A 16,457-nucleotide genomic window follows, 5' to 3' on the forward strand; every position below is an offset into this window, starting at 1 on the left:
ACAGGGCGCCCATGCCCACACAATGCTTGCAGGCCGAGCGCAAAAAAGCACGGCGCCCGCCAGCCGGTATGCCCATCATCTGGCGACCGGAAAGCCCTTGAGAAGGGCTTCAATGGTTTCTTTGGCTGGCTCGGGTTCCCTCAGGTCACCTGAAGCCCGGCGCAAGTCATTGAACCAGACAATTCGCCCGTTATTCAAATCGACCAGCGAGGCATAGCCAATCTGCGCGCCCCCGGCAATACCCACACCCAGCACCGCCATGGCGATCATCGCGGCCTTGCGCTCGCTGCTGGCATAGCTGTCGCGCATCCAGATGAACAGGGCGTAATCAGCCCCCGTTTTATCCTTAAGAGGCTTGACGGCATCTCCGAGTGACCAGTTCAAGGCATCGTTCTTGGTGGGCAGCTTGAGTACACCACCAATCATGTGGTGCAGAAAAACCGATTGCGCGACAGCTCCGTGCAGGGAATTGATGTCCGCGAGTTCGTCCATGTCTTTTTCTTCAAGCCCGATCACATCGGAACCCAACTTGAGCTTGCTCGAAGCCAAACCGGATTTGACGTTTTTCTGGGCAGCCATGGTCCAGTCGGCCCTGGGCTCCTGCACGCCGCCGGCACCGATGGAAAAGAGCTCGAGGTCTGCCGGTACGACGACCAGCTTCGAGGTCGCCGCGCGTTCCGAGAATCCGGGTGCCAGGTTTTTGCTGGATTGTTGCGCGTGTGCCGTTGCCACGAAAAGCACCAGCGCGCACAAGGCTGCACCCGCACCGGTGCGGGCAAATTGATAACTCATGAAATCCCTCCCATTTATAGAGCGCATTGTAGATGTAACTTCATGTTTCACAAATCCCGTCGAGCGAAAGAGACAAAGGGAAAACCCGCGCCATGTGATCAGCAACAATAAGCAGTGGAAAGCCGCTCACCACCGTACGGCGGCGTGCGCCGACAGCAACCTTTATGAGAAAGACCAAACCATGCGGGTCAAGGACAAATCCATCATCGTGACCGGCTCCGGAGGCGGTATCGGTGAAGGCATTGCGCGGCGGCTGGCGGCCGAGGGCGCCAAGGTCATCGTCAACGACATCCATGTGGCGTTGGGCGAGAAAGTCGTGGCTGCCATCGTCAAGGCCGGCGGCACAGCCTCGTTCTTTGCCGCCGACGTCACAAAGTCCGCCGAGGTCAAGGCGCTGGTTGACGCCGCCGTGCAGCGCTACGGCCGGCTCGACGTGATGGTGAGCAATGCCGGCTGGACACACCGCAACCAGCCTGCACTTGACGTCAGCGAAGACGATTTTGACAAGTGCTACGCCATCAACGTCAAAAGCATTTACCTCGCCACCATTCATGCCACACCGGTATTTCGCGAGCAAGGCGGGGGCAGTTTTATCAACATTGCCTCAACGGCCGGGGTACGCCCGCGACCGGGGCTGACCTGGTACAACGGATCCAAGGGGGCGGTCATCACGACCTCCAAGTCGCTGGCGGCCGAGCTCGGCCCCGACAACATCCGGGTCAACTGCATCAACCCGGTGTTCAATCCCGACACAGGCCTCTCAGCCGACTTCGCGGGTGGCCCGCTGGATGAAGAACGCAAGGCAAAGTTTCGCGCGAGCATTCCCCTGGGGCGCTTTTCGACCGCGCTGGACGTAGCCAACGCCGCGCTTTACCTGGCCAGCGACGAGGCGGATTTCATCAGCGGTGTGTGCATTGAGGTCGATGGCGCGCGGTGTGTCTGAATAGAGCCCCCACAGTCGTTCACTGCGTGTAACTCCTTGCCCCCCGAGGGTGCCGCCCGCCTGCGGCCCGGCAAAGCCGAAAACTGGCACACCCCTATCGGGCTCACTGCGTGTAGCCTTTTCCCCTTGCAGGGGACGGTGCCTGCGGCCCGGCAAAGCCGGTTCCGCGGCCCCTGCTTGGTTGAAGAGCCTCCGTGGTCCAGGCCATTAATGTGCAACCTTTGGGGATAAGGCCTGGTTTTAGTGCTCCAGCCGGGCCAATGGGGTAAATTCTCCCTTTGGGCCCCTCACGATGACGACCGACAAAATCATTCCGCTGGCGGATATTCGCTACGCAAGCCGCGTACCGCATATCCCTGCCCGGTTGTCTGCACCGACAGGCCTGCTGAGCGACACTCTGGGCCGGCCGCTGCGGGATTTGCGCATCAGCGTGACGGACCGCTGCAATTTCCGCTGCAGCTACTGCATGCCACGCGAGGTGTTCGACAAGGACTACGCCTTCCTGCCGCAAACCTCGCTGCTGAGCTTTGAAGAAATTACCCGACTGGCCAGGGTTTTTGTGGCGCACGGGGTCGAAAAAATCCGGCTGACCGGTGGCGAGCCGCTGCTGCGCAAGCATCTGGAAGTGCTGATCGAAATGCTGGCGAAGCTGCAAACGCCGCAGGGCAAGCCGCTGGACATCACTCTCACCACCAATGCCTCGCTGCTGGCAAAGAAAGCCCAATCACTCAAGGATGCAGGCTTGCAGCGCGTCACCGTGAGCCTGGACGCGCTGGACGACACCATCTTTCGCCGCATGAACGATGTGGATTTTCCGGTAGCCGACGTACTCAAGGGCATTGAAGTGGCGCAGAAGGTCGGCCTGGCGCCGCTCAAGATCAACATGGTGGTCAAACGCGGCACCAACGACGCCGAGATCGTGCCCATGGCCCGGCACTTCCGCCATAGCGGTGCGGTGCTGCGCTTTATTGAGTACATGGACGTGGGTGCTACCAACGGCTGGCGCATGGACGAGGTTCTGCCCTCTGCCCAGGTGGTGGAGCGTCTGGGCGCCGAATTCCCCCTGGTGGCCATAGACCCAAACTACGCCGGTGAGACTGCCGAGCGCTGGCGTTATGCCGACGGTGCGGGCGAAGTCGGCGTGATCAGCAGCGTGACCCAGGCCTTTTGCAGCGACTGCAACCGGGCGCGGCTCTCGACCGAAGGCAAGCTGTTTTTATGCCTGTTCGCCAGCCAGGGCCAGGACTTGCGCGCCTTGCTGCGCGGCGGCTACGCCGATGAACAGATCGCGGCTGCGGTGGCCCATATCTGGCAGGGGCGCGACGACCGCTATTCGGAGTTGCGTGCCGCGATGCCGGCTGATACAAGCAAACCCGATTCAAACGCCAAGCGCGTCGAGATGAGTTACATAGGCGGATGACATGACCCCCACGCTTTTCACTTCGAGCCTGCGGCGCGCTGCCCCTTTCCTTACATATGGGGCCGTTGCGCCTGCGGCCCGGCGAAGCCGGTTCCGCGGCCCTGACTGGCCTGGGAATCGCCCTGTGCGATCCAAGGATGAGTACCGGAGCCTGTTTTGAAAGATGTCTCAATGCCCTCCCCTATCCATGCAGAGGCCATCACAGGCGTCATTCTTGCGGGTGGCCGTGGTTCGCGCATGGGCGGTGTCGACAAGGGCCTGCAGAACTTCAACGGCGTTCCTCTCGCCCTGCACACGCTGATGCGGCTGTCGCCGCAGGTCGGCGACGTGATGATCAATGCCAACCGCAACCTGTCCGCTTATGAATCATTCGGCGTTCCGGTCTGGCCCGACAGCACCGGCCTGGGCGAATTCGCTGGCCCGCTGGCGGGATTCCTGACGGGCCTGGAGCGTTGTGAAACCCCTTACCTGTTGACCGTGCCCTGCGACACCCCGCTGTTTCCCGACGACCTGGTGGCTCGGCTTGCCGAAGCACTTGCGCAGGACGGCGCCGACTTTGCCGTGGCGGCGGCGCCCGAAGAAGATGGGCAGCTCAGGCCCCAACCGGTGTTTTGCCTCATGGGTACCCACATGCTGGAAAGCCTGGTGCGCTTCACCCACAGTGGCGGCCGCAAGATAGACGCCTGGACGGCGCAGCACAAAACAGCCGTCGTGCCGTTTGACAAACCCGGCGACGACAGCCGCAGCTTCTTCAACGCCAACACACTGGCCGAGCTGCACCAGCTGGAATCCCGCCAGCCGTGAAAACACTCGACCAGATTGCCGCGGAGCTGCAAGGCTACGACCCCCAGGCCCTGTCTGCCGACCAGGTATTGGACTTCCTGTCGCGGCTGGTCATGCCGGTGCAGGAGCAGCTCGAGCTGCCCTTGATGGAGGCTTTCGGGCGGGTGCTGGCCCAGGATGTGGTCTCGCCGTTTGACGTGCCGCCGCACGACAACTCTGCTATGGACGGTTATGCCTTCGATGGTGGGCAGTTGGCTGCAGGCAAGGCGCTCGAGCTGCAGGTGGCCGAGGGAACAGCGCTGGCGGGCAAAGCCTGGCAAGGCAGCGCCGGGCCAGGCCAGTGCGTCAAGATCATGACCGGCGCCATCATGCCCTCCGGCCTGGACACCGTGGTGCCGCAGGAGTTTGTCACCCTGCACCAGGACGGCCAGGGCTCGCGCATCAGCATCCCGTCGGGTTTGCTCCGGCCCGGCGACAACCGCCGGCTGCGCGGCGAGGACCTCATGCAAGGCCGGCCGGCGCTATTAAAAGGTGAGCGTGTTACGCCCGCCCGCCTTGGGCTTGCAGCCTCTTTGGGCCTTAAAACACTGGCCACCTGGCGGCCGCTGCGGGTGGCCTACTTCTCCACTGGCGATGAGATTTTGTCGCTGGGCGAAGCACCGCGCGAAGGCGCGGTGTATGACAGCAACCGCTACACCGTCTTCGGCATGCTCAGCCGGCTGGGCTGCGAGGTCATCGACATGGGCGTGGTGCGTGACGAGCCGGCGCTTCTGGAGGCCGCATTCAAACGCGCGGCAGCCGAGGCCGACGCTATCATCACCTCCGGCGGTGTCAGCGTGGGCGAAGCAGACTTCACCAAGGCCATGATGAAGAAGCTGGGCGACGTGGCTTTCTGGCGCATTGCGATGCGGCCAGGCCGGCCCATGGCCGTGGGACGGATTTCAATAGAGAAATCGACCTCTAACCCAATAGTTACAGGCGCAAGCAGCTATGAAAAAGATAGCACCCCACACTCATACCCAAATCCCAACCCCAACGGCGCCATCCTTTTTGGCTTGCCCGGCAATCCCGTTGCGGTGATGGTGACGTTCCTGGCCTTTGTGCGCCCCGCCCTGCTCCAGATGATGGGCGCCAGCGCCGCGCCGGCGCCGTTGCTCAAGGCACGCAGCCTGGAGCCCATTCGCAAGAAACCGGGGCGCACCGAATACCAGCGCGGCTGGGTGTCCACCGCGCCCGACGGCTCCCTGGAGGTCCGGACCACCGGCAGCCAGGGGTCGGGCGTGCTGCGCTCCATGGCCGAAGCCAACGGCCTGATGGTGCTTCACCATGCGCAGGGCAATGTCGCTGCAGGGGACCCGGTTGACGTCCTCATGTTTGAGGGCGCCCTGTAAATCCCTTGAATGCACGGCGCTGGCAGACCCTAGTCGTTCCGGGTGCCCGTTAACGGGGGTAGGTCTTCGTAGCCGAAAAAATAGGGCACAACCCGAAAGCTCATCAGCAAGCCGCCGTTTTCCGGCGTTGCGTTCAGGCGTTCGTAGTCATGCGCGGCCAGGTGCTGTATTTTTGCGGCATCGCGCTGCCGGCTGAAAACATCATGGCGCCACTGATAGACCTCATTGAGTTTTTCCTCGTAGGTGTAGTGGTGGTCGTTGTCGTTGTAATAGTCGTCAAACCGGTTGCCGCCCAGATAGATGGCATTGGAGCCTTCATACCCCGTTTTCTGGCTGGTGCGCTGGTCGGTGTTCAGAAAATAAGCCCAGTCGCCAGGGACAAAGTTGCCGGCTGCCACACCGCCCACCATGCGCAGGACCTTGCCTGGCCGTTCCAGTTCCAGCGGATCAAAATCCGTTTCAAAACTCCACATACGGCCGGGTTCCAGGTCAACCAGCGGCTCACCGTCGGCCAGTAATCGCCGCTCCACGCCTTGCGCCCTGCCCAAGTCCTTCTTGACGCGGCGGAAGTAATCCAGTGCACCCTGGGCGAATACCACCTTGGTCGCGGCATAGCAGCCTATCTCGTATTTCCCCTGCTCAAAAAACATGTCATTGAGGGCTTTGTGCAAAGGGGTACGAAGCTTGGGCGTTCCATTGATCCAATAGCGGGCATTCCACCTGGCAGGGCCACCCTCTGGCCAGCCCCATTCCAGCACCTCGGCCCAGATCACGGTGTTCTGGCGAATCCCGACATGGTCGGCCAATGCCTGCACATCGCAAGCCTTTCCCCTGAATTCGGTCAATCGGCCCGGGTGCAACAGGGCCAACAGGATTTCTTTTTGGGAAACCGTCTTGAGCTTGCGTGTCTTGTTGTTTCTCACCGGCACCAGCACTACCTCGTCCTTGATCGCCAGCTCCGGGCGTTGCGCCAAAAACAGGGTGCTCACGGCCGCGCCTGAGCCCAGCAGGGAATACGTCATGGTGCCCCGAGGCTTGTCGACAGTTTCCTGAACCAGGCGGGCTGGAATGCCGAGCTGCTGGAGATATCGGAACATGTGGGGGCCGAGCCGCTCCAGCTGGGACGGTGAACAGAAGAACTGCACGCCATATGCGCCCGTTCCAGGCGCTTCCTGGGCTTGCGCAGAAGCCGCATGGGCCAGCGCAAGCAGGAACGGAATCAGGAGGAAAGAAGCAACTGTACGGACTCGGCCCGCTGGGTTTGCGGTCAAACCGGTTTTCTCATCAGCATGCCAGGGACCCGGCCTGGGGCACGCGGTTCCTCATGATCATTTCGCCACGTACTCCGGGTGTTCAAGGTGTTCATCGGGTTGCTCCCTGGCAATGGCCTTGTTGGCCCCTGGGACCGCCTTACGGGCAAACAGCGTGTACATGGTGGGCACCACAAACACAGTGAGCAAAGTGCCAAGCGACATGCCCCCCACGATAACCCAGCCGATCTGGGTACGACTTTCTGCGCCCGCACCGTGGGCCAATGCGAGAGGCAAGGCACCCAGCACCATGGCACCAGTCGTCATCATGATGGGGCGAAGGCGCTGCGACGACGCCTTGACCAGCGCGTCGATCATTTCCATGCCCTGCCCGCGCAACTGGTTGGTGAACTCCACAATCAGGATGCCGTGCTTGGTGATCAGGCCAACCAGCGTGATCAGACCAATTTGGGAATACACATTGAGCGAGCCGCCCGACCATTTGAGTGCCAGCAAGGCCCCGATCATGGACAGCGGCACCGACAGCATGATGACCAGCGGATCGATAAAACTTTCAAACTGCGCGGCCAGCACCAGGAAAATAAACACCAGTGCCAATACAAACACGATGGCCAGGGCGCCCTGCGAGTTTCTGAACTCGCGCGAGGTGCCGTTCAGGTCGGTGCTGTAGCCGGTCTTGAGCACCTTGGCGGCAGTCTGGTCCATGAACTTGAGCGCTTCGCCCAGCGAATAGTCGCCCGCAAGGCTGGCCGTGATCGACACAGAGCGGCGCTGGCCGAAATGGTTCAACTCGCGCGGTGACACGCTTTCGCGCACCTTCACCAGTGCCGACAGCGGAATCATCGCGTCGTTGCGGCCCCGCACATAAATGCGGTCGATGTTTTCAGGCGTGGTGCGGCCGCTGGCTTCGGTCTGCACGATCACGTCGTACTGCTCGGCGTCGCGCTTGTAGCGCGTCACGTTGCGCCCGCCCAGCAGGGTCTCGATAGCTTTCGCGACAACCTGGACGCTGACGCCGAGGTCGGCCGCCTTGTCACGCTCCACCTCAATGCGCAGCTCTGGCTTGTTCAGCCGAAGGTCCACGTCGGGCGAGACGATGCCGGGGTTTTTGGCGATCTCCTCCAGCATCTGGCGCACCACGGTGTTCAGGTTCTGGTAGCTGTCGGAGGTCTGGATCACAAAATTGAGCGGCCGTTCGCGAAAGCCCTGCCCGAGGGACGGCGGCGTGATCGGAAAGGCGGTAACGCCGGGCAGCGCATTGAATTTGGGCTGCAGTTCGCGTGCCATGTCGATGGTGGAGCGCGTACGGTTGTCCCAGTCGACTGTGCGGTACACCACGCTGGCCTGCGCCACGGTAGGGTTGCCCACGTTGGCAAAAATGCGGTCGAACTCGGGAAAGGGTTCACCCATTTTTTCCAGCGCCCTGGCATAGCGGTTGGTGTAGTCCAGCGTGGCGCCGTCAGGGGCATTGACGTTGGCCAGAATCACCCCGCGGTCTTCAATGGGCGAAAGCTCCTGCTTCATGCTCGGGAACACCAGCGCGATGGCAAGGGCGCTTAGCACCATCACGCCGATGACAAGCCAGCGTGCCTGCAAGGCCATGCCTTTGAGCCGCTGGGCAAGCGAGGGCCGGCCGGCGGCGCCTTCCTCCGCCGCGGGTACGTAACGTGTGGTGACGACCCAGCGCAGCACCGAGCCGTAGCGGTCGGAGATCGACGTTAACGCCAGCTCCATGAACCGGTCAAAACGGTTGGGCTTGGGGTTGTGCTTGAGCAGCTGGGTGCACATCATGGGCGTGAGCGTCAGCGCCACAAAGCCCGACACCACCACCGCGCCCGCAAGCGCCAAGGCAAACTCCACGAAAAGGCGCCCGGTGCGGCCCGGCGTGAACGCCAGCGGCGCATACACGGCTACCAGCGTGGCCGTCATGGTGACCACGGCAAAGCCGATCTCACGCGCGCCCTTGATGCCGGCCGAGAACGGGTCCATGCCCTCCTCAATGTGCCGGAAGATGTTTTCCAGCATCACGATGGCGTCGTCCACCACCAGGCCGATAGCCAGCACCAGCGCCAGCAAGGTCAGCGTATTGATGGTGAAGCCCGCCAGCGCCATCATGCCGAAGGTGCCAATCAGGCTCACCGGGATGGTGACGATGGGGATGATGGAGGCACGCAGGGTGCGCAGGAACACAAAAATCACCAGGGCCACCAGCACGATGGCCTCAGCGATGGTGTGGTACACGTTGTTGACGGAACGGTCGATGAACACCGAGTTGTCATTGGCGATGTCAATCAACATGTCGGACGGCAGATCGGCCTTCAGCTTGGGGAAGGCGTCCCGCACGCCCTTGGACAGGTCCAGCGGGTTGGCCGTTGCCTGGCGGATGACACCGACTGCCACGGCGGAGCGGCCATTGAGCCTGACCGCCGTGCGCTCGTCGGCCGCGCCCTCTTCCACGCGCGCGACGTCGCGCACCTTGACGGAAAAGCCGTTCACATTCTTGATGACGATCTCGCGAAACTGCGCGGGCCTGACCAGGTCGGTCTGCGAGGTCACGCTGAACTCGCGCTGCTGCGACTCGATGCGGCCGGCCGGCAGCTCCAGGTTGCTGCGGCTGATGGCATCTTCCACGTCCTGCGTGGTCAGCTTGTAGGAGGCGAGCTTGTCGGTGTCCAGCCAGACGCGCATGGCGTACTTGCGCTCGCCAAAGACGCGCACGTCGGCCACGCCGGTCACGGTCTGCAGGCGCGGCTTGACAATGCGGTTGACCAGGTCGTTGATCTGCAGCGGCGTCAGTGAATCGCTGGAAAAAGCCACCTGGATGACCGGAAAGGCATCAGCCTCAACCTTGGCGATCACCGGCTCTTCAATCGCCTGAGGCAGCCGGTTGCGCACCCGCGACGTACGGTCGCGTACTTCGGCGGCAGCCGAGTCAGCGTCTTTTTCGAGCCTGAAACGCACGCTGATCTGCGCCTGGTCGGCACGGCTGATGGAGGTAATGACGTCGACAGCATCAATGCCTGCAATGGAATCTTCCAGCGGCTTGGTCACCTGCGTTTCTATGACCTCCGCGGATGCGCCTGCATAGCGCACGCTCACGGTCACAACGGGTTCATCGATCTTGGGATACTCACGCACCGAAAGGCGGTTGAAGCTCACCGCGCCAACCAGCACGATGAGGAGGGACAGCACGGTGGCAAAGACCGGGCGGCGTATGGAAACTTCAGCGAGTTGCATAAGGGCCTGTGGGGGCTATGGCGCGGCGGCCGCTCAAGCGGGGTCGCGCGCTGGCGGGCCGGCCGGGCGGCGTTCGGCTGGGGCCACGCTACGCACCGGCACCAGGGCCCCCGGGGCCTCCGACACCACCACGCCACAGGGGTTGGGGCCTGCCGGCGGCGCTTGCGGTGCGGCGGCCACAGCTTTGGCCGGCGTGGCCGCAGCCGCAGGGGCCGTTGCGGCAGCTGCCGCGGGCGCAGTACCGGCAGCGGCAGCTTTTGCGTTGCCCGCGCGGGCAGAAGCATTTGCGGCCAGATCCACCACGGCCACCACGGTGCCGTCACGCTGCACGCGCTGCTGGCCGGTCGCGACCACAACGTCACCGGACTCCAGGCCTTCGAGGATCTCGACCTTGCCGGGGCTGCGCAGGCCGACCTTGACTTCCACGCGCTTGGTCGTGCGGGTCTGCTCGTTCGGGCCTTCCAGCAGCTTGATGACGAACTGCCGGCCGCCCTGCGGAACAATGGCTTCTTCGGGTACCACGCGGGCGTTCTCGCGCACGCCGAACACCGTGTTGACCCGGGCGAACATGCCGGGCCGCAGCTGCAGCTGGCGGTTGTCTATGCAACCGCGGATGCCAATGGAGCGGCCATTGGCGTCGATCAGGGGGTCTATGGCCTGGATTTGCGCGTTGTACTTGCGCCCCGGCAAGGCGTCGATGTCGAGGACAGCTGTCTGGCCGCGCCTGACCTTGCTCTGGAAGCGTTCGGGCAGCCGGAAATCGACAAAGATGGCCTCGATGTCTTCGATGTTGACGATGTCCGCGCCGTCTTTCAGGTAGTCGCCCACGTTCACGAGCCGGATACCGGCGATGCCATCAAATGGCGCGACGATCTTCAGCCGCGCGGCCGTGGCCTTGGCCAGAGACAGTTTGGCCTCGGCCACCTGCAGGTTGGCAGCGCTTTCATCGAGCGAGCGCTGGCTGATGAAGTTTTGCGCCACCAGTTCCTGGTTGCGCTTCTGGTTGGCCCGCGCGATCGACAGTTCGGCCTGGCTTTGCTGCACCTGCGCCAACGGCAACTGGTCGTCGAACTGCACCAGAACCTGGCCTTTGCGCACACGCTGGCCATCGGTGAAATTGAGCTGGGTGATGCGCCCGCTGACCTCGGGCCGCAAAACCACGCCGCGGCGCGAACGCAGGCTGCCTACGGCCGAGGTGTCATCCGACAGTCTGGCGAGTTCCACTTTCGCGGCTTCCACGGTCACCGGTTTTCCGGCGGCAGCGCCGTTGGTGCCATTGCCGGCGCCCTGACCCGTCGAGGCACCCGCCGAAGACTCGGCCGCACCGCCCTGCGCCTTGGGTTTTTGCACCCACCAGGCAGCACCCGAGGCGACCGCAATGCCCGCTATCGCGACCGCTGTGTAAATTGCTTTTGATGCCATGGGGAGGAAAACTTGTTATACAAAGAGATACAAACTTCCAATGTAGCAGGACACCATGGCGCTTGCAGCTTTTTCCGGCGTCTGTACGGGGTAAGCGCGGTAGCTTTACAACGGCTTTACCAAACGCCTTGGGCGACCGAAACTGCGCAGTTGCTATGTACGCTTATGGTGCGTCCCGGAAGGCGCACTTTTTTGTGTGGGCCAAGGTTGCTTGGTGCGTTTTTGCGCACATGTTCCCGCACTGGCCCCAGGCTCCCAGCCGGGTCCTTGTTACAAGCGGCCGAGCGCTCGTTCCACGCCTTTGTTGGCGAGGGCATCGGCACGCTCGTTGCCCGGGTCGCCGGCATGCCCTTTGACCCAACGCCAGTCGATCTTGTGGCCACTGGAGACGACCAGTGCGTCCAGGCGCTGCCAGAGATCCACATTCTTGACCGGCGCTTTGGCCGCCGTGCGCCAGCCCCGGGCTTTCCAGCCGTGAATCCATTCAGTAATGCCCTTGCGCACGTATTCGCTGTCCAGGTAAAGCGTCACGCTGCACGGCCGCTTCAGCGCCGCCAGCGCCTCGATGACGGCAGTCATCTCCATGCGGTTGTTGGTAGTGCCGAGTTCGCCGCCAAATAACTCTTTTTCTGTGCCACCCATTGCCAGCAGCGCCCCCCAACCTCCGGGGCCGGGGTTTCCCTTGCATGCGCCGTCGGTATAGATCACGACGTGTTGTGGTTGCGGCGTTGTGCCTGTTGGTGTGTCGGTCATGCGTTACAAATGCTCCCGGTAAGCTCCAAAAAGCAACCGGTGGTTAAAGAAAATCAGGCAGGCGGCTGAGAGCGGGATGACCGGGTGAGCGGCTCCCTGTTGGCTATCGCGGCCGGCGCTGTCGCCGGCGCCCTTCGCGCCTTCCAGGCGGGCTCAAGCAAGCGGACTCCCCGTACACGCTTGACCGCTGCGAGGAAATAAACAGCGCCAAAAATTGGCCACCAGCGTTCGCCCGCGGCATCCATCCACTCGAACCGGTCCAGCCAGGCCTGACTTGTGAGCGCCGGCCGGTAGCAGCCGAAGCGCCCCGACTCTACCTCAAAGTCCAGCAGCCTCAGCCAGTCGCGAAGGCGCCAGTAGCCGATGAACTCGCCTGTTTTGGGAAGAAAGAGGTTGTCATACCCCCAACGCTGGTAGATATGGCCACGGCGCTGGCGCAGCCCCCACAAGCTGGTCGGATTGAAGCCGCTGATGACCACCCGCCCTTCCGGAACAAGCACCCGGCTCACCTCGCGCAGGCTGGCATGTGGGTCGCTGCTGAGTTCGAGCGTATGCGGCAATACCACCAGGTCGAGGCTGTTCTCCGGGAATGGAAGTGCTCCCGCATCGGTCAGGAGCGCCGCGCGCCGGGAACTTGCGGCCGTGCGGCCGCTCGTATCTGTAGCCGGGGGCTTTCCGGGTTCAGATGGCGACGGCAATGAATCCAGCGCCAGCCATTTGTGCGGCATGCGATTGGCTTGCAGGGCGTCGAGCTCCGGCAAACCCAATTGCAGCGCGTGGTAGCCAAAAACGTCACCGACGGCCTGGTCAAAATGCGTGCGTTCCCAGTCCAGAAGATAGCCGCCGGGAGGGGTCTTCAGCCAGTCCGTCAAACCTATAATTTCAGAGCTCATTGAGACCACTGTATGTATTTGATTCCCATTCCTGCCTTTGACGACAACTACCTCTGGTTGTTGCATGACGGCAGGCGCGCCCTGGTCGTGGACCCGGGAGATGCCGGGCCGGTGCAGCGCACCCTGGAGCAGCACGCATTGCAACTGGAGTCGATTCTAGTCACGCATCACCATGCGGACCATACAGGCGGCGTGGCGGCCCTGCGCGAGGCATGCGGCGCCAAGGTTTACGGCCCGGCTACCGAGTCCATTCCCCGGCCCTACGCACCCCTCAAAGGCGGCGACAGCCTCACGGCCCTCGGCCTGGACTTCCAGGTGATCGACGTGCCCGGGCATACCTCAGGCCACATTGCCTTTTACACGCCCGAGGTGAACGGCAGGCCGCTGCTGTTTTGCGGCGACACGCTGTTCTCCGGCGGCTGTGGCCGTCTCTTCGAAGGCACGGCGGCGCAAATGCTCGCCTCGCTCGACAAGCTGGCTGCGTTGCCTGGCAACACCGTCGTCTGTTGCACCCATGAATACACACTCAGCAACCTCCGCTTTGCCATGGCAGTCGAGCCAGAAAATGCCGACCTGGCGGCATATCAGGCGCAATGCGTTGCACTTCGCGCCCAGGGAAAGCCGACCTTGCCGACCTCTGTGGCCCAGGAATTGCTGATCAACCCCTTCTTGCGGACCCGCCAACCCACTATCATGACGGCTGCCCGGCACTTTGATGCGTCGGCCCGTGACGACAACACCGTATTTGCCGCCATCAGGCAGTGGAAAAACCAATTCAAATGACGCCACACGACCGAACCACTGCAGCATCTCCTTCCAAACTCATCAACTTCCGTATTGTTTCATTGGCGTTTACGCTTGTGGCTGCGCTGCTGGCGGGCTGCGCCACACAGCCGCCCGGCATGCCGGGTGACCCGGTCCTCACAACAGGAACAAGCCCCGCCGCCAAACCGCAAGTGCCGGGCGGCCCGCTTCAAGCCATCACACCGGGTCAGGTCGGGTCGTACCAGATCGCCTCCACGGAGCCTCCCAAGGAACTGTGGGACCGTATTCGCCGCGGCTTCGCCATGCCCGACCTGCAAAACGAGCTGGTGACGGATCGCGAGCAGTGGTATGCCAGCCGGCCGGATTACATCCTGCGCATGACCGAGCGCTCCAGCAAGTACCTTTTTCATATCGTTGAAGAACTCGAGCGCCGCCAGATGCCGACGGAACTGGCCCTGCTACCGTTCATCGAAAGCGCTTTTAACCCGCAGGCCGTTTCCAGCGCCAAAGCCGCCGGCATGTGGCAGTTCATGCCGGCCACCGGCAAATATTTCGACCTGAAGCAAAACGCTTTCCGCGACGACCGGCGCGACGTGCTGGCTTCCACCCGAGCAGCGCTGGACTACCTGCAAAAGTTGCATGGCATGTTTGGCGACTGGCATCTGGCGCTGGCGGCCTATAACTGGGGTGAAGGCAGCGTGGGCCGCGCCATCGCCAAAAACCAGAGAGCAGGGCTGGGCACCAGCTACACCGACCTGAACATGCCGGCAGAAACGAGGCTCTACGTGCCCAAGCTGCAGGCCGTCAAAAATATTGTGGCCAATCCCCAGGCATTTCGCACCGAACTGCCGCTGATCGAAAACCACCCCTATTTCCAGCAGGTGCTGATCACACGCGACATTGATGTAGCCTTGGCTGCACGCCTTGCCGACGTCAAGATTGAAGACTTCAAGGCACTGAACCCTTCAGCACATCGCCCCGTCATCATTGCGGCAGGAACGCCCCAGATACTGCTTCCCTGGGACAACGCCACGGTATTTCAGCGCAACTTCGAGGCCTACACCCAAGGGCAATATGCCAGCTGGACCGCCTGGTCGGCGCCCAGCACCATGAACCCGGCCGAAGCAGCACGCCGCACCGGCATGAGTGAGGCCGATCTGCGCAGCGTCAACAACATACCGCCGCGCATGCTCATCAAGGCCGGTTCGACCTTGCTGGTGCCGCGTTCCGCCAAGGTGGAAAACGACGTTACCAGCCACGTTGCGGATACCGCCCAGGTCTCGTTCTCTCCCGAAGTTGTGACGCGCCGCACCACCGTCAAGGCCCGCAAGGGCGAGTCGGTTGCAACCATTGCCAAGCGCTATGGCCTGAGCGCTGCCAGCGTTGCCGAATGGAACAATGTCAGCACTTCCAGCGCGTTCAAGCTGGGCCATCAGGTGGTGGTTTTCCTTCCGGTCAAAAGCCACGCCTCCAAAAACCAGGCCTCAGCCTCCAGCCGCAGTCGCGGCAGTTCCGCCAAAGTGACTAAACGCAGCAATGCCAAGACGGTCGTCAAGGCCAAAAAACGTTGATGCTCCGAAGCGCGCGCTTCAGCAGTCACCGCCCGCGGACTGTTACTACAGCTTGAACGAACCGCTGCCGAACAATCCGATCAAGCCGATAACGATCAGGTAAATCGCCACGATGTAATTGAGCAGCCGCGGTATCAGCAGGATAAGGATCCCCGCGATGAGCGACACAATGGGGCCGATGCTGAGTGAAAGATTCATGGTGTGTCCTTGGAGTGAAGCCGGCTCGCCGCTGCTGCGCATGGCAGAAGCGGTGCAGGCAGCCACGACTTTAAGGAGCAGCCCGGCCGCAGGCTGTAGGACGACAGGAAGAATTGCAGTGCAGAGAAAGCGTCAAAGTTTTTCCGTCTCGCCGGTGCGCGGGTGCCATTTCATGAGCCGCTTCTCCAGCTTGCCAACAATGCCGTCCAGCACGAGGGCGAACGCCGTCAGCACCACGATGCCGGCAAACACCGTATTCACATCAAACGTGCCTTCGGCCTGCAAAATCAGGTAGCCTACCCCCCGCGCAGAGCCCAGGTATTCACCCACGACGGCTCCGACAAATGCCAGGCCCACAGAGGTATGCAGGCTGGAAAACACCCAGCTGGTCGCGCTTGGCAGGTACACCGTGCGCAACAGCTGGCGCTGGTTGGCCCCCAACATGCGGGCATTCGCCAGCACCACCGGGCTGACCTCTTTCACACCCTGGTAAACATTGAAAAACACAATGAAAAACACCAGCGTGACCGCCAGCGCCACCTTGCTCCAGATGCCCAAACCGAACCACAGCGCAAAAATGGGTGCCAGGATCACGCGGGGCATGGAATTGGCCGCCTTGATGTAGGGGTCCAGGATGGCGCTGGCTGTAGGGGCCAGGGCAAGCCACAGGCCGCACGCCAGGCCCAGCACGGTGCCTATGCCGAAGGCCAGCACGGTTTCCAGCAAGGTGGTGCCCAGGTGGAGGTAGATGTCGGCGTTGCCCGGCAAGCCATCGGGGAACATGCGGCTTTCACCAAAGCCAAAAGGCATGAACCAGCTCCACACCCTGCCGGCGACCTTGATGGGCTCGCCCAGAAAAAAAGCAATTTTCTGGTCGCGCGAAGCCAGGTGCCAGCCTAACAGCACGAGCACCAACAAGCCCAACTGCCAGGCGCGCAGGTTTTTTTCGGAAGGCTTGAGGTGGCGCCACATGTCAGGCCGCGCGCAGCGCAGGGCTGCCCCAAGCAAGCGCAGCCCC

General features: G+C 62.2%; 14 protein-coding genes. 6 read left to right on the plus strand and 8 right to left on the minus strand.

Annotated elements, in window-relative coordinates:
* Positions 1-75: 75 nt before the first annotated feature.
* Positions 76-792 (minus strand): hypothetical protein, encoded by a 717-nt coding sequence (locus AC1D11_RS01035; protein WP_477650895.1) that lies wholly within the window; start codon positions 790-792, stop codon positions 76-78.
* Positions 793-973: 181 nt separating this feature from the next.
* Between AC1D11_RS01035 and AC1D11_RS01040 the strand changes: the two genes are divergently transcribed.
* The 4 genes from AC1D11_RS01040 (at position 974) to moeA (ending at position 5,329) form a co-directional block, all read left to right on the plus strand.
* Complete coding sequence (locus tag AC1D11_RS01040; RefSeq protein ID WP_477650926.1) at positions 974-1,735, plus strand: SDR family oxidoreductase; 762 nt, start codon at positions 974-976, stop codon at positions 1,733-1,735.
* 292 nt (positions 1,736-2,027) lie between these two features.
* On the plus strand, positions 2,028-3,155 hold the full coding sequence (gene moaA, locus AC1D11_RS01045; RefSeq protein ID WP_477650894.1) for a GTP 3',8-cyclase MoaA: 1,128 nt from the start codon (positions 2,028-2,030) through the stop codon (positions 3,153-3,155).
* 171 nt (positions 3,156-3,326) lie between these two features.
* Positions 3,327-3,959 (plus strand): molybdenum cofactor guanylyltransferase MobA, encoded by a 633-nt coding sequence (mobA, locus tag AC1D11_RS01050; RefSeq protein WP_477647753.1) that lies wholly within the window; start codon positions 3,327-3,329, stop codon positions 3,957-3,959.
* Complete coding sequence (gene moeA, locus AC1D11_RS01055; RefSeq protein WP_477647752.1) at positions 3,956-5,329, plus strand: molybdopterin molybdotransferase MoeA; 1,374 nt, start codon at positions 3,956-3,958, stop codon at positions 5,327-5,329. Before mobA ends, moeA begins: the two co-directional genes overlap by 4 nt.
* 29 nt (positions 5,330-5,358) lie before the next feature.
* Here moeA and AC1D11_RS01060 read toward each other — a convergent pair whose 3' ends face one another.
* The 5 genes from AC1D11_RS01060 to AC1D11_RS01080 form a co-directional block, all read right to left on the minus strand.
* On the minus strand, positions 5,359-6,600 hold the full coding sequence (locus AC1D11_RS01060; protein WP_477647751.1) for a hypothetical protein: 1,242 nt from the start codon (positions 6,598-6,600) through the stop codon (positions 5,359-5,361).
* Positions 6,601-6,657: 57 nt separating this feature from the next.
* On the minus strand, positions 6,658-9,837 hold the full coding sequence (locus AC1D11_RS01065; protein ID WP_477647750.1) for an efflux RND transporter permease subunit: 3,180 nt from the start codon (positions 9,835-9,837) through the stop codon (positions 6,658-6,660).
* 33 nt (positions 9,838-9,870) lie between these two features.
* The gene (locus AC1D11_RS01070; protein WP_477647749.1) at positions 9,871-11,259 is read right to left on the minus strand and encodes an efflux RND transporter periplasmic adaptor subunit; all 1,389 of its coding nucleotides are present in this window, start codon (positions 11,257-11,259) and stop codon (positions 9,871-9,873) included.
* A 270-nt stretch (positions 11,260-11,529) separates the two neighbouring features.
* The gene (gene rnhA, locus AC1D11_RS01075) at positions 11,530-12,012 is read right to left on the minus strand and encodes a ribonuclease HI (protein WP_457278630.1); all 483 of its coding nucleotides are present in this window, start codon (positions 12,010-12,012) and stop codon (positions 11,530-11,532) included.
* A gap of 53 nt (positions 12,013-12,065) precedes the next feature.
* Positions 12,066-12,905: a class I SAM-dependent methyltransferase gene (locus AC1D11_RS01080; RefSeq protein WP_477647748.1), complete on the minus strand. Its 840-nt coding sequence runs from the start codon at positions 12,903-12,905 to the stop codon at positions 12,066-12,068.
* Positions 12,906-12,917: 12 nt separating this feature from the next.
* Here AC1D11_RS01080 and gloB point away from each other — a divergent pair, with 12 nt between their 5' ends.
* The gene (gloB, locus tag AC1D11_RS01085; RefSeq protein ID WP_477647747.1) at positions 12,918-13,688 is read left to right on the plus strand and encodes a hydroxyacylglutathione hydrolase; all 771 of its coding nucleotides are present in this window, start codon (positions 12,918-12,920) and stop codon (positions 13,686-13,688) included.
* Entirely contained in the window at positions 13,685-15,241 is a 1,557-nt protein-coding gene (locus AC1D11_RS01090; protein WP_477647746.1) for a transglycosylase SLT domain-containing protein, read from the plus strand. Before gloB ends, AC1D11_RS01090 begins: the two co-directional genes overlap by 4 nt.
* Before the next feature lie 45 nt (positions 15,242-15,286).
* On the opposite strand, the gene AC1D11_RS01095 is transcribed toward AC1D11_RS01090, so the two are convergent.
* On the minus strand, positions 15,287-15,439 hold the full coding sequence (locus AC1D11_RS01095) for a DUF3096 domain-containing protein (protein ID WP_348050368.1): 153 nt from the start codon (positions 15,437-15,439) through the stop codon (positions 15,287-15,289).
* Between the two features lie 132 nt (positions 15,440-15,571).
* Positions 15,572-16,411, minus strand: coding sequence for an ABC transporter permease (locus AC1D11_RS01100; protein ID WP_477647745.1), 840 nt, complete (start codon positions 16,409-16,411; stop codon positions 15,572-15,574).
* Positions 16,412-16,457 lie beyond the last annotated feature (46 nt).

The organism is Polaromonas sp. P1_E11, assembly GCF_056405995.1.

Bases quoted from the DNA above. Each gene is read 5' to 3' on its own strand.
- AC1D11_RS01100 (WP_477647745.1), bottom strand. From the start codon at position 16,411: ATGTGGCGCCACCTCAAGCCTTCCGAAAAAAACCTGCGCGCCTGGCAG.
- AC1D11_RS01080 (WP_477647748.1), bottom strand. From the start codon at position 12,905: ATGAGCTCTGAAATTATAGGTTTGACGGACTGGCTGAAGACCCCTCCC.
- AC1D11_RS01040 (WP_477650926.1), top strand. From the start codon at position 974: ATGCGGGTCAAGGACAAATCCATCATCGTGACCGGCTCCGGAGGCGGT.
- AC1D11_RS01065 (WP_477647750.1), bottom strand. From the start codon at position 9,837: ATGCAACTCGCTGAAGTTTCCATACGCCGCCCGGTCTTTGCCACCGTG.
- AC1D11_RS01090 (WP_477647746.1), top strand. From the start codon at position 13,685: ATGACGCCACACGACCGAACCACTGCAGCATCTCCTTCCAAACTCATC.
- moaA (WP_477650894.1), top strand. From the start codon at position 2,028: ATGACGACCGACAAAATCATTCCGCTGGCGGATATTCGCTACGCAAGC.
- gloB (WP_477647747.1), top strand. From the start codon at position 12,918: ATGTATTTGATTCCCATTCCTGCCTTTGACGACAACTACCTCTGGTTG.
- AC1D11_RS01070 (WP_477647749.1), bottom strand. From the start codon at position 11,259: ATGGCATCAAAAGCAATTTACACAGCGGTCGCGATAGCGGGCATTGCG.
- AC1D11_RS01095 (WP_348050368.1), bottom strand. From the start codon at position 15,439: ATGAATCTTTCACTCAGCATCGGCCCCATTGTGTCGCTCATCGCGGGG.
- rnhA (WP_457278630.1), bottom strand. From the start codon at position 12,012: ATGACCGACACACCAACAGGCACAACGCCGCAACCACAACACGTCGTG.
- AC1D11_RS01035 (WP_477650895.1), bottom strand. From the start codon at position 792: ATGAGTTATCAATTTGCCCGCACCGGTGCGGGTGCAGCCTTGTGCGCG.
- mobA (WP_477647753.1), top strand. From the start codon at position 3,327: ATGCCCTCCCCTATCCATGCAGAGGCCATCACAGGCGTCATTCTTGCG.